This is a genomic window from Salipiger sp. D13, assembly GCF_003703915.1.
Lineage (GTDB): Bacteria > Pseudomonadota > Alphaproteobacteria > Rhodobacterales > Rhodobacteraceae > Salipiger > Salipiger profundus.
Genome location: NZ_ML112598.1, coordinates 94,269 through 106,994, shown reverse-complemented (window position 1 = coordinate 106,994; position 12,726 = coordinate 94,269). Strand labels below are relative to the sequence as shown.

11 protein-coding genes and 1 pseudogene are annotated in these 12,726 nt (G+C 68.6%); 6 read left to right on the top strand and 6 right to left on the bottom strand.

The features are described 5' to 3' along the window. From D6860_RS25700 to D6860_RS13500, 4 genes and pseudogenes are all read left to right on the top strand, one after another. Positions 1–721, top strand: a pseudogene (locus tag D6860_RS25700) (aminotransferase class I/II-fold pyridoxal phosphate-dependent enzyme); the annotation flags it as partial. Between the two features lie 75 nt (positions 722–796). Continuing rightward, positions 797–1,282, top strand: coding sequence for an aminotransferase class I/II-fold pyridoxal phosphate-dependent enzyme (locus D6860_RS25695; RefSeq protein ID WP_371683197.1), 486 nt, complete (start codon positions 797–799; stop codon positions 1,280–1,282). 143 nt (positions 1,283–1,425) lie between these two features. Next, a complete protein-coding gene (locus tag D6860_RS13505; RefSeq protein WP_076625703.1) occupies positions 1,426–2,436 on the top strand; it encodes an ornithine cyclodeaminase family protein in 1,011 nt (336 codons plus the stop codon). A 1-nt stretch (position 2,437) separates the two neighbouring features. Beyond that, positions 2,438–3,670: an NAD(P)/FAD-dependent oxidoreductase gene (locus D6860_RS13500; RefSeq protein ID WP_076625492.1), complete on the top strand. Its 1,233-nt coding sequence runs from the start codon at positions 2,438–2,440 to the stop codon at positions 3,668–3,670. A 69-nt stretch (positions 3,671–3,739) separates the two neighbouring features. Here the strand turns inward: D6860_RS13500 and D6860_RS13495 are convergent, their stop codons facing one another. From D6860_RS13495 to D6860_RS13470, 6 genes are all read right to left on the bottom strand, one after another. Beyond that, the gene (locus tag D6860_RS13495; protein ID WP_076625493.1) at positions 3,740–4,819 is read right to left on the bottom strand and encodes a hypothetical protein; all 1,080 of its coding nucleotides are present in this window, start codon (positions 4,817–4,819) and stop codon (positions 3,740–3,742) included. After that, positions 4,816–6,339 (bottom strand): class I adenylate-forming enzyme family protein, encoded by a 1,524-nt coding sequence (locus D6860_RS13490; RefSeq protein WP_076625494.1) that lies wholly within the window; start codon positions 6,337–6,339, stop codon positions 4,816–4,818. The genes D6860_RS13495 and D6860_RS13490 overlap by 4 nt, the downstream gene beginning before the upstream one ends. Before the next feature lie 64 nt (positions 6,340–6,403). Beyond that, on the bottom strand, positions 6,404–8,173 hold the full coding sequence (locus D6860_RS13485) for an ABC transporter permease subunit (protein WP_083697964.1): 1,770 nt from the start codon (positions 8,171–8,173) through the stop codon (positions 6,404–6,406). Next, the gene (locus D6860_RS13480; protein WP_076625495.1) at positions 8,170–9,267 is read right to left on the bottom strand and encodes an ABC transporter ATP-binding protein; all 1,098 of its coding nucleotides are present in this window, start codon (positions 9,265–9,267) and stop codon (positions 8,170–8,172) included. The genes D6860_RS13485 and D6860_RS13480 overlap by 4 nt, the downstream gene beginning before the upstream one ends. A 172-nt stretch (positions 9,268–9,439) precedes the next feature. Beyond that, positions 9,440–10,501: an ABC transporter substrate-binding protein gene (locus D6860_RS13475; RefSeq protein WP_076625496.1), complete on the bottom strand. Its 1,062-nt coding sequence runs from the start codon at positions 10,499–10,501 to the stop codon at positions 9,440–9,442. A gap of 115 nt (positions 10,502–10,616) precedes the next feature. Beyond that, positions 10,617–11,381 carry an enoyl-CoA hydratase/isomerase family protein gene (locus tag D6860_RS13470; RefSeq protein WP_017468152.1) on the bottom strand — a complete coding sequence of 255 codons (765 nt, stop codon included), beginning with the start codon at positions 11,379–11,381 and terminating at the stop codon, positions 10,617–10,619. A 165-nt stretch (positions 11,382–11,546) separates the two neighbouring features. Between D6860_RS13470 and D6860_RS13465 the strand changes: the two genes are divergently transcribed. Next, on the top strand, positions 11,547–12,332 hold the full coding sequence (locus D6860_RS13465) for an IclR family transcriptional regulator (RefSeq protein ID WP_237218908.1): 786 nt from the start codon (positions 11,547–11,549) through the stop codon (positions 12,330–12,332). A 92-nt stretch (positions 12,333–12,424) separates the two neighbouring features. Further along, positions 12,425–12,724 carry a 2Fe-2S iron-sulfur cluster-binding protein gene (locus D6860_RS13460; protein WP_076625498.1) on the top strand — a complete coding sequence of 100 codons (300 nt, stop codon included), beginning with the start codon at positions 12,425–12,427 and terminating at the stop codon, positions 12,722–12,724. The last annotated feature ends 2 nt before the right edge of the window (positions 12,725–12,726 follow it).

The following is a 12,726-nucleotide window of genomic DNA, read 5'->3' as shown; positions in this document are numbered from 1 at the left end:
ATGAAGGACGCAGTCGCATCCGACTTCCGGCCCGCCGAGCGCATCGAGTCGCTCGGCGTGTCCGAAATCCTCGCGATCGGGGCACGCGCGGCAAAGCTGCGCGCCACGGGCCGGGACATCGTAAGCCTCGGGGCGGGCGAGCCCGACTTCGACACGCCCGACCACATCAAGCGGGCCGCATGGGAGGCGATGCAGCGCGGCGAAACCAAGTATACCGCGCTGACCGGCACCGCCGCGCTCAAGACCGCGATCATCGGCAAGTTCGAGCGCGAGAACGGGCTGACCTTCGAGCCCTCGCAGATCATCGCCAGCACCGGCGCGAAGCAGGTGATCTACAACGCGATGATGGCGTCGCTGAACCCCGGCGACGAGGTCATCATTCCGACACCCTACTGGGTCACCTACTCCGATGTCGTCGAGCTGTGCGGTGGCGTGCCCGTGCTGGTGCCCTGCGCCGCCGAGCAGGGCTTCCGGCTGGGCGCCGATCAGCTACGGGAGGCGATCACGCCGCGCACCCGGTGGCTGATGCTGAACTCGCCGTCGAACCCCTCGGGTGCGGCCTACGCGGCCGAGCACCTGCGCCCGCTGCTCGACGTGCTGCTCGAGGCGCCGCATGTCTGGCTGATGGTCGACGACATGTACGAGCATATCGTCTACGACGGCTTCCGCCATGTCACGCCCGCCGCGCTGGAGCCGGCTTTGAAGGGCCGCACGCTGACCANTCACGCCCGCCGCGCTGGAGCCGGCTTTGAAGGGCCGCACGCTGACCATCAACGGCGTGTCCAAGGCCTATGCCATGACCGGCTGGAGGCTGGGTTACGGCGGCGGGCCCGAGGCACTCGTCAAGGCCATGTCGGTCATACAGAGCCAGTCGACCTCGGCCCCGAGCTCGATCGCTCAGGCGGCTGCCATCGCCGCGCTCGACGGGCCGCAGGACTTCCTCGCCGACCGCGCCGAGGCCTTCCGCCTGCGCCGCGATCTGGTTGTCGCCGCCCTGGATGCCATCCCCGGCCTCGCCTGCCGCACCCCCGAAGGCGCCTTCTATGCCTTCGCCGAATGCGACGGGGTGATCGGCCGGCGCACGCCGGAGGGCCGCATTCTGGAGACCGACCGCGACTTCTGTGCCTGGCTGATGGAAACCGCCGATGTCGCGGTGGTGCCGGGCACGGCCTTCGGCCTGCCGGGTCATTTCCGGGTGTCCTATGCCACCGACACCGAAACCCTGAAGACCGCCATGGCGCGCATCGCCGCCGCCTGCCGGACACTGGGCGAGCCGGCCTGAACCACGAAGGCATCCGGGCCATGCGGAGCCGGAATGCCATGCGCCTTGACCGGCTCTCCGACCCGGCGAACGGTGCTCGCAACAGCAATGAAACCGACCGGTTGGCATCGTGACCACGCGCCGCCCGTCAGGGGAGATCGCCGATGTCAGACACCCAAGGCCCGCAGGATGCAGGCGCGCCCGGCCAAGACCGGCTGCTCTACCTGTCCTCCGCCGATGTCGAGGCCATCGGGCTTTCCCCCGGTGAGCTGCGCACCGCCATCGCCGACGCGATCCGGCAGCGTCGTGCCGTTGTCGACGGCGGCCGGAAAATGCGCGTGCAGGTCGACGAGGCGCGTTTCTTCATGTCGATGGCCGACGCCGATCCCGGCCTCGGGTTCGGCGTCACCAAGTGGATCGGCTACGCCGCCGACAACGCGGACCGGGGGCTGCCGGCGATCAGCGCGCAGATCATCCTCAACGATATCGAAACCGCCCGGCCCGTGGCGATCATGGACGGCGCCTGGATCACCACCCATCGCACCGCCGCCATTTCGGCGCTCGCCGCCCGGTCGCTCGCCCGGCCCGGCGCGACCGACCTCGGCATCCTGGGCTGCGGCGTTCAGGGGCACAGCAACCTGATGGCCCTCGCCGACGCCCTGCCCGGCCTGCGCCGCGTCCGGGCGGCCTCGCGCAGCACCGCCTCCGCCGAGGCGCTTGTCCGTCGCGCGCAGGCCATGGGGCTCGAGGCCGAGGTGGTGCAGGACCCCGAAGCGGTGGTCGCCGCCAGCGATGTGGTGGTCAGCGCCCTGCCCAGCATCGACGGCATCACGCCGATCGTGCGTCCGCAGGCCATCCGGCCCGGAGCGCTGGCGCTTGGCGTCGACCTCGGGCGGGCATGGCACCGCGACGGCCTCGCGGCGCATGTCGACCTTTTCTTCACCGACGACCTCGCCGCGCTCGCGCGCAACGGAGGCAACCCGGCGCTGGCGCACCAGGGGAGCTACGACGGCGATCTCGCCGCGCTTCTGGGCAGCGCCCACCCCGGTCGCACCAGCGACACGCAGCGGATCATGTTCCTTTTCCCGGGCATGCCGCTGGCCGACCTCGCCGTGGCGCGGCTGGTCAGGAGCCGGGCCGCGGAGCGTGGTCTCGGCACCCGGCTGGCGCTCTGAGATGGCCCGTATCGCGGTCATAGGCGCGGGCATCGTCGGCAGCTGCATCACCGCGATGCTGCAGCGCGAGGGCCACGCCGTCACCTGCTACGACAGCAGGGGGCCCGGGCGGGCCACCTCCTTCGGCAACGCCGGCAGCATCGCCCCCGGCTCGATCGGGGGCACCTCGGGCCCCGGCATCCTCGGCGATGCGATCCGCTGGAGCCTTGCCGGCAATGGGCCGCTGCAACTGCACTGGCCCCGCCTGCCCGCCGCCGCGCCCTGGCTCTACCGCTTCGCCCGCGCCGGCAAGCCCGAGGGCATGCAGGCCACCGCCGCGGCCCTGCACCAGCTGCACCGCGACGCCATCGGGGATTACGCCTCGCTGCTCGGCCCGCGTCACGCCGACCTGCTGCGCACCAGCGGCCAGCTTTACGTCTACGACAGCGACACGGCCTTCGCGAAGGACGCGCCGGGGCGCGCCCTGCGACGCGACCACGGCGTGCGCATGACCGAGCTTTCGCCGGAAGAGGCGCTGGAGATGGAGCCGTCGCTGCGCCCCGGACTGGCGCGGGCGCTGCACTTTCCCGAGTTCGGCCAGACCCCGAACCCCGGCCGGCTCGTGCGCACCATCGCCGAGGACGCGGTGCGCGCCGGCGCGCGGCTCGTCGTCACCCGGGTTCACCGACTGAGCCCGGTTCCGGGCGGGCCCGGGATGCGCGTGCTGACCGACCATGGAGACATGGCCTTCGACAAGGTGGTCGTGGCCGCCGGGGTCTGGTCCAACCGGCTGCTGAAGCCGCTGGGGGCGGCGGTCCCGCTGGAAAGCCTGCGCGGCTACCACGCCACCTTCGACATGCCCCGGATGCCGGGCCAGCCCGTCTATCCCATTGCCGAGAAGGTCATGGCGACCCCGATGGAGGACGGGCTGCGGGTGGTCGGCGTCGTCGAGGTGGCGGGCCTGCGCAAGCCGCCCGAGTTCGAGAACGCCGACCGTCTCAGGGCCGCGGCCGGACGGATCTTCCGCGATGTCGGAGAGCAGCGTTCGGTCTGGATGGGCCACCGGCCGTCGACCCCGGACTCGGTGCCGGTGATCTGCCGCGCGCCGTCGCACCCCGACCTGGTGCTGGCGCTGGGGCACGGGCAGACGGGCATGTGCGGCGCTCCGGGCACCGCCGTGCTGGTCTCGGACCTGCTGGCGGAGCGGCAGGGCAGGATCGCGCCGCATCACTTCGACATCGCCCGCTTTCGCTGAGCTGTCCCGAAATGTGCAGCGCGGGAAAAGGGCGCGAGACGCGCCCTCCCCCCCCCTGTCCGCCGTGGATCAGGCGGTTTCCGACATCAGGCGGTCGCGCAGATCGAGCATCCCGGTGCAGACCGTCTCGAGATCGGCGACATCGAAACCGTCGGCATGGGCGAAGCCCTTGGCCCGAAGCAGCTCTGCAAGCCGGCCGTTGTACTGCGCCCGTCCGCCCGACACGGTAAGCCCGCCCTTGTGCTCGAAGGCGTCATTCCAGGCGATGGCCTCTTGCTCGGTGACGGTGTTCGGCAGATCGAGCGCCATGGCCCCGTCCTGCGATACCTTCACCGGGTAGCCGCCGGGCAGACCGTTCGGACCCGGCACGTGTCCAGCCCACTCCTTGCGCGCAGCAAGGGCGAGGATCAGGGTCACGCCGCTGGCGCCGGAAATCTCGATGGCAGGTTCCGGGGTCAGCTTGCAGTCGGCGAAGGTCTCGAAGGGGTCCGGGATCTCGGTGTCGTCGGCGAAGACACGCGGCGCGGGGCCGGTGCGGTCCGCCGCCGGCTGGCGCCAGGGCATCAGGCACTGGTAGTGTGCCAGCACCCGAAGCGTGCCACCCGGGCGACCCGGTGCCCCGCGGAACACGTTCGACAGGATGGCGACGTTGCCGGTGCCGCACAGCACGTCGTGGCCCATGGCCGTGATCATGCCGTTGACCACGTCGGGGAAGGAACAGTTGATCAGCGGCGTTCCCGGGCACAGCCGGGTGATCGCCGCGGCCATCCGGGACGAGATCAGCGCCTGGAAGACCGCGGTGGCGCTGAGCCCGCCCTCGGCGACCAGCTGCGTCCAGCGCGAGCCCTTGTCCGAGATCACCGAAGAGGTCTGGATGGAGGCGGCCTGCACCACGATGCGCGGCTTCAGCTCGGACAGGAGCCTGTCGCTGGCCCCCTCCTCCATCAGGTCGATCCGGTGCGCCCGGAAGGTGGCCGGGGTCCCGAACATGGCGGCGCGGGCGTTGCCCGCGGTCTGCAGCCAGTGCAGCCGGTCGAGGTTGCGCCCGGCGATGACCACGCTGACGGGCTCGGTCGCCGTGGCCGCGATGTCGAGAGCGATGCGGCCGGCGAACAGTCCGGTGCCGGTGATGAGAACGTCGGTGGTCATGCGGTATGGGCCTTTCTGGTGGTCTCGCGCTCCCAGCGGTCGGGCTCCTTCGGCAGCAGGTGCTTGCGGATCCGCTGGCTGGGCGTCTTGGGAAATTCGTCGATGAAGGCGATGAAGCGCGGCTGCTGGTAGGGCGCGAGCTTGTCACGCAGCCAGGCGCTGATCGCCTCCGCCTCCAGCGTGCTTCCGGGGGCGCGGCGGACAAAGAGCTGGATGTCGTTCTCGCCGATCTCTGCCGGAACGCCCACCATGGCGGTTTCCTCGATCTCTGGGTGACGGTTGGCGACGCTCTCGACCTCGTGCGCCGAGACGTTCTCGCCCTTGCAGCGCACGCTGTCGCCGACACGGCCGTGGAAGCGCAGCATGCCGTCCTCGCCCCAGGAGCCGAGATCGCCGGTGTGGAAGCCGTCGGCCTGCAACGCCTTGGCCGTCGCCTCCGGGGCGTTGTGATAGCCCGAGAAGATGGCACCTTCGATCGTCGAGGTTATCACCATCTCGCCCCGGCCTTCACCGGCGCCGAGGCGGCGTCCGTCCGCGTCCTTGACCTCGATGCGGAACCACGGAAGCGGGCGCCCGATGGCGCCGACGACACCTTCGGAGTTGGCGCAGCTGATCGACGAGGCCTCGGTCTGGCCGTAGCACTCGGTGATCGTGACGCCGAAGCGGTCCTCGAAATCGCGCCATGCGGAGGCCGGGCAGCCGCCGCCCCAGGCGATGCGCACGCGGTGCGCCCGGTCGAGCGGGCCGGGCGGCTGCTTGAGCAGGATCTGCAGGATGCCGCCGAGGTGGTGGATATGGGTGCAGCCCGCATCCGACACCTGTTGCCAGAACCGGCTGGCAGAGAAGCGGTCGGCGATGGTCAGGCTGACATCCCGAAGGATCGGCAGAACCATGACCTGCGCCCCGCCGACATGGTAGAAGGGCTCCCACATGAAGAGGTTGTCGCCGGATTGCAGTTGGCCGACCTCCTCGACCCCGCGGGCCGCGATCTCGAGCATCGTCTGCGTGACGCGCACGCCCTTGGCCGGGCCGGTGGTTCCCGAGGTGAACATGATCGCCGCGAGCCCGGTCGGCCCGGCGACCGCGCAGGCCGGTCGCGTCTTCGGCGCGGGGGGAAGCGCGCGATCGTGCAGGACGAGGATTCCCTCGCGCGGCTGCGCCTCGCAGGCCGACAGCGTGGCTTCGAGCTCGGGATCGCAGACCGCGATGGCCGCATCCACGAGACGGATGGCATGGACCAGCCCGTCCCCGACGAGCGCGGGGTTCACCGGCACCCAGACCATGCCCGCCCGCAGCAGGCCGTGCACGAGTGCAAGCGTGGCCGGGCTGTTGCGCGTCATGACGGCCACGGTGTCGCCGGGCCGCACGCCGTGCTCCGCAAGCCATGCGATCATCGCGTCCGCCGCGTCGGAAAGGGCGCGGAAGCCGAGTTCGGTGCCATCGGTGGTGCGGGCAAAGATGCGGTCCGGGGTCTTGTCGGCCTGCTCGATGAAGCTTTGGGCCAAGCCTTTGATCTTCATGTTCTTCCTCGAAATGGAGAAGGGGGCCGCGCCACCGGACGTGGCGCGGCCGCGGGAGATTGCCTCAGGATTTCTGCACACGCTGGGCCAGCAACAGGATCGCCGTGACGATCACCAGCACCACGACGGACACTGCGGCCAGCGTCGGGTTCAGCTGAAGGTACATGTCGTCCCACATCTGCTTGGGCAGGGTCGATTTCAGCCCGCCCGAGATGAACAGCGCGATGGTCAGCTCGTCGAAGCTGGTCACGAAGGCGAAGAGCGCGGCCGAGATGATGCCCCCGCGCAGCAGCGGCAGGGTGATCAGCCTCAGGACCGTGAGCCGCCCGGCGCCCAGCGTGGCAGCCGCCTGGTCGAGCCGCCAGTCGTAGCCCTTCAGCACCGCGCCGATGGCGATGAAGGTGAAGGGGATCGCCAGCAGGGTGTGGCCGATGATGAGACCGATGTTGGAGGCCACCAGCCCCATCTGCGCCATCAGGTAGAAGAGCCCCACGGCAATGACGATGCGGGGCACGATCATCGGCGCCAGCATCAGGCCGAAGACGGCCTTGCCGAAGCGGCTGTCCGAGCGCGCCAGCGCCAGCGCCGCCATGCCGCCCAGCACCGTGGCGAGGATGGCCGTGACGAAGGCCACGCCGAAGCTGCGGATGGTGGCCGAGATCCAGATCGGCGAGCCGAAATATTCCTCGAACCAGCGGGTGGAGTACTCCGGCGGCGGGAAGGTCAGGGTCTGATCGGCGGTGAACGCCAGCGGCAGCACGATGATGGCGGGGGCCAGCAGGAACAGGAACAGCAGGCAGAGATACGCCGCGCGCACCGGTTTCGGGCCCTCGGTGCCCCGGTCGCCCAAGTGGTTGAAGGGCGAGCAGATCAGGGCGAGGCCCTCCAGCACGCGCTGTCCCGCGCGGCGCAGCCATTTCGCGCCGCGTTTCGAGCCCTTGGGTCCGGCAGAGCTCGCCTGGGTCAGCGAGGACAGGCCGAAGAACTGGTCGTAGATCCAGATCGCCACGAGGGCGGCGACCACCAGCATGACCGACAGCACCGCGGCGAAGGCCCAGTTCACCAGCTCCTGCACCTGCATGATGATGATCTGCGCCAGCATGGTCTGGCCGCGTCCGCCAAGGTAGGCCGGGACGATGAAGAAGCCGAGCGAGGTGATGAAGGTCAGAAGCCCCCCGGCCGCGACGCCGGGCATCGCCAGCGGGAACTCGATCAGCCAGAAGCGTTGCGCGCGCTTGGCGCCGAGGCTGCCGGCGGCAAGCGGCAGGCGCTGGTCGATGCCCGTCATCACCGGCACCATCGTCAGGATGGCGAGCGGCATCATCGCGTGGACCATCCCGACCAGCACGCCAAGCTCGTTGTACATGAGGTCGAGCGAACTTTCGGTCACGCCGGTCCCGGTGAGGATCGACTTGAACAGCCCGCGGTCGCCCAGCATGATCATCCAGGCGAAGGTCTTCACAAGATACGAGGTCCAGAAGGGCAGCAGCACCAGGAACAGCCACTTGTTGCGGCTGGCATCGGGCAGCCGTGCCAGCCAGGCCGCGACCGGGTAGCCCAGCACAACCGAGAAGAACGCCGTCAGGAGCGAGATCCGGAAGGTGATCCACAGGATCCGCAGGTAGATCGGCGTGCTCGCGAGGTGCTCGTAATGTTCGAGCGAAACGCCGGCGGTGTCCTCGCCGGAGAAGCTCAGCCCGATCAGCCGCAGCATGGGCAGAAGCAGGAACACGGCGACAAAGGCCAGCGCGGGCGCCGCGAGCCACAGCGGGCCGGGCTTCAGGCGCGACAGGGTGCCGGCCCGGGTGATCGGGGTATCGGCCACGCTGCTCATGACACCACCCGTCCCGCCGTGATCGGCCAGTGAACGGTGACCTCCTCGCCGATCCCGGCGCCGATCTCGCTGCCGGGGTCGAGCCGCAGGGTGAACTCGGTGCCGTCGGGCAGGACCAGCATCAGCCGGTTGTCGGACCCGATGTAGACCACGTCGCGCAGCGTCGCGCGAAGCTCGTTCATGCCGGGGCCCGTGGCCGCGCCGAGGGTCACCCGCTCGGGACGCACGATCAGCGCGTGTTCGGCGGCATCGGCATCGCGGGCGCCCATGCGCCCGGCAAAGGTGCCGGCGGCGGTCCGGATCAGGGCGTTGCCCTCGGCGTCGGTGCCCGCGAGCGTGCCGTGCAGCAGGTTCGAATGGCCGATGAAGGTCGCCGCAAAGATCGTCTCGGGGTCCGAGTAGATCTGGCTCGGGGTGCCCAGCTGCTCGACCTTGGCGTGGTTCATCACGCAGATCCGGTCGGACATCACGAGCGCTTCTTCCTGGTCGTGGGTGACGTAGATCAGCGTCGTGCCGAATTCGCGGTGCAGGCGCCGGATCTCGAGCTGCATGGTCTCGCGCAGGGCCTTGTCGAGCGCGCCCAGCGGTTCGTCCATCAGGATGATCTCGGGGCGGAAGACGAAGCAGCGCGCAAGGGCCACCCGCTGCTGCTGACCGCCCGAGAGCTCGCGCGGGAACCGGTGCGCGAAGGCGTCGAGCTGCACCTTGGCCAGCGTCTCGGCCACGGCGGTGCGGATCTGGTCGGCCGGCTGATTGCGCATCTTCAGCGGAAAGGCCACGTTTTCTTCCACCGTCATGTGCGGGAAGAGCGCGTAGTGCTGGAACACCAGCCCCATGCCGCGCTCGTGCACGGGCCGGTTGGTCCAGTCCCCTCCGTCGATGCGAAGCCGTCCCGAGGTTGCGGGGGTCAGCCCCGAAACCATCTGCAGCAAGGTGGTCTTGCCCGAGCCCGAGGGCCCGAGCAGCGTGAGGAATTCACCGCGCTGCACATCGAGCGTCGTCGGTTCGAGCGCGGTGAACGTGCCATACATCTTTGACAGTCCGTCGATCCGGATCTTGGCGGCCGTGGCGGCGGGAGAAGGGGAAATATTCATGTAGATGTTGCCTCTGTCGGAGCGTGCCGGGCACGAGGGCTGTATCGGCGGCGGGCCGTGCTTGAGGCTCAAGCAAGGGGAACCGGTCACCGCGCGGGCGGACGTCCAGGGGATAATTTCAGTCAGGGCCCTGCCAGCGGCCACCGCGACGGCGCCGCTGGCAGGAGGTCGATCACATCAGGAGCCAGAGGTTGAAGCGCTCGGTCATCTCGGCGCGGTTCTCCTGCCACCAGCCTTCATCGGCCAGCACCATGCCTTCGAGGTTCTCGGGCGCGGTGGTGAGCACCGCGGCGCGCTCCGCCGGGATGTGGTCGTAGGCCGCGAGGTTGGTCGGGCCGTAGGACAGGTCGTCGGTGAACAGCGCCTGCTGCTCGGGGCGCGTGCAGAAGGCAAGGAACTGCCGTGCGGCCTCCACGTTCGGGCCGCCCTTGGGCAGGCCCCAGCCCTCGATCGAGTAGAGCCCCTGGTCCCAGACCAGTTTTGCCGGGGCGCCGGTGTCGATGGCCGACTGCAGGCGGGCGTTCCAGCCGGCCAGCATGTCGACCTCGCCGCTCTGCAGCAGCTGCGAGGACTGCGCGCCGCCGGTCCACCAGACGTCGATGTGCTCCTTGATCTCGTCGAGCTTGGCAAAGGCGCGGTCGACGTCGAGCGGGTAGAGATCCTCGGGCGCGACGCCGTCGGCCATGAGCGCCTGCTCCAGCGTGTCGATGGGATTGCGGCGCAGCGCGCGGCGGCCCGGGAAGGCCTCGGTGTCCCAGAAATCCGCCCAGTTCGAGGGGCCGTTTTCCAGGCTCTCGGTGTTGAAGGCAGAGATCGTGGCATAGACGTCGGTGCCGAGGAAGTTCGAGTGCACCGAGCCCGGCATCATGTTTTCGGCAAGGGCGGGATCGAGCTGGATGTCGTCGAGCAGGTCTTCCTGCTCGAGGATCAGACGCGCCGAAAGGGTCAGGGTGCAGACGTCCCAGATGTAGCTGCCGGTCTCGACGATCGACTTGAACTGCGCGGTCGGTTCCGCGTCGCGGGCGACGTTGACGATCTCGATGCCGGTTTCGGCGGTGAAGGGCTCGTAGAACGCCTTGCGGAAGCCTTCGCTGAACGGACCGCCCGGGTCCGCCACGGTCAGCGACGTGTTCTGCGCATTGGCGCGACGGCCCAGCATCGGGGTCGCAAGCGCGGCGGTGCCGATCGCCAGCATGCTGCGCCGGCTGAGGCGCGATCTGTCAGTCTTGGTCATGGTGTTTACCTCTGTTGGAAGGTGGGGTTGGTTTCTTTTGTTATTCTGCGGGGCCCGGCGCCCGCCGGTCGGGCGGAAACCGGGATCGTCGAGGGGAAAGCCGGTCACGGGCCGCTCAGGCCTTGGCGCGTTTCGCGAAGAACTCTTCCATCATCCGCTGCGGCTCGCCGGTGCCGTAGGCCTCGAGCTGGAAGCGGATGCCGGCCTGCATCGCGTCGTCGTAGCCTTCCTGGGTGATTTCCCTGATGCGCTGGCGGTTGAGGCGCATCGCCACCGGGGGCCTGGTTGCAAGGTCCCGGGCCAGCTCCATCGAGGCGGCCATCACCTGGTCCTCGTCCACGAGGCGGCTGATCAGCCCCCAGTCATAGGCTTCGCTGGCATCGAGCATGCGGCCGGTGAAGGTCAGGTCGATGGTGCGGGCGATGCCGATCATGCCGCGCATGATCCAGTTGCCGGTGACGGTGGGAATGCCCGAGAGGATCTCGGGCTGGCCCATGCGCACGCCGGGGTGGCCAACGCGAAGATCGCACAGAAGCGCCACCTGGAAAGCAGAGCCCGCCGCCACGCCGTTGAGCGCCGCGATGATGGGCTTGGAGCTGTCGCGCAGGCAGGCGTAGAGCTTTTTCCACTCGCCCATCCAGACCTCCGCCCGGTCCGCGTCGAAGCTCTTGCTCTCGCTCAGGTCCTGTCCGGCGCCGAACGCCCGGTCGCCGGCGCCGGTGAGGATGATGACCCGGACGTCGTCATCCGCCTCGGCGGCGGCGAAGGCCTCGATGAGCATGTCACGCATCGGGGCATTCCACGCATTCAGCTTCTCGGGACGGTTCAACGTGATGGTCAGAACGTTGCCGGATTTCTCGGTGAGGATGAAGTTGTCCATAGTAACCATTGCATTGTGATAGTTGTTATTGAATAGAATGACTGACCGTGCGTTTGTCAATCGTCTTGCGGCTGTCGGTTGAAATTCCTCTCTGCAATACTGAAGAGGGCGAGGCGCCTGCACAGGCAACGGGCGCGGATGAGTTCGGGAGCGAGAGGCGAGTTGGTGACAGACGAAAACAAGAAACCTGCAAAGCGGTCGGATCCGCTGATGGTGCAATCTGTGGCCAAGGCCTTTCGCGTGCTCGAGGCCTTTGACGGCAAGCATCCCCAGATGACCCTGTCGGACATCGCCGAGCAGACCGGCATGGACCTCAGCGGCGCGCAACGCTTTGCGCATACGCTGGAATCCCTCGGCTACCTCGAGAAGGACGCGCGCACCCGGCAGTTCCGGCTGTCGGTCAAGACGCTCGACCTCGCGCATCACTTCACCCGTACGTCGCGGCTCGTCGATCGGGCGATGCCGGTGCTGCAATACCTCAGCAAGGAAACGGAAGAGACGGTGAACCTGACGGTTCTCGACGGCACCGAGATCGTCTTCATCTCGCGCTTTCTCAGCCGCCACGTGCTGCACACGGACGTGACCATCGGCACCCGCCTGCCCGCCTACTGCATGGCGCCCGGCCGGGCGATGCTCTCGCGGCTGCCCCCGGAGGAGGTCGCGTCGATTCTCGAAAGATCGGATATCCGGGCGCACACCCAGAACACCGTGACCGACATCGACAGGCTCAAGGAGATCATCGAGGAAGCGCGTCTGAAGGGCTATGCCACCGCCTTCGAAGAGGTCTACCACGCCGACGCCTCGATCGCGGCCCCGATCCTGGGTGCCCAGGGCGAGATGATCGGGTCGGTGTCTTTGGCCCTCTCGACCTTGCGCTACACCGCCGAACAGCTCGAGACATCCTTTGCGCCCATGATCCTTGCGGCGGCCCGCTCGATCTCCTTCGCCTGACCTGCGATCCGAAGGCCCGGAACACCGGGTCTTGACGGTGGCGCAATTGTGCCCTCTCATACTGCCATAGCTACTATTGCATGGTAATATACATGGCAGACCGTCTCTTCCACCCCATCGCCGCCGGCGCGCCCCGCCCGCTGCGCTTCGAGTTCGACGGCGCCGAGATCACCGCCCGGCCGCACGACACCGTCCTTGCCGCCGTGCTGGCAGCGCAGGCGTCCTGCGGCGCGTCCGAGTTCGACGGCGGCGCACGGGCGGGGTTCTGCCTGATGGGCAGCTGCCAGGAATGCACCATGTGGGACGAGGCGGGGCACCGCCTGCGCGGATGCATGACCGAAGCGAAGGATGGCCTGCGCTTGCGCTCGCGCCCCTTTGACGGGGCGGTCTGAGC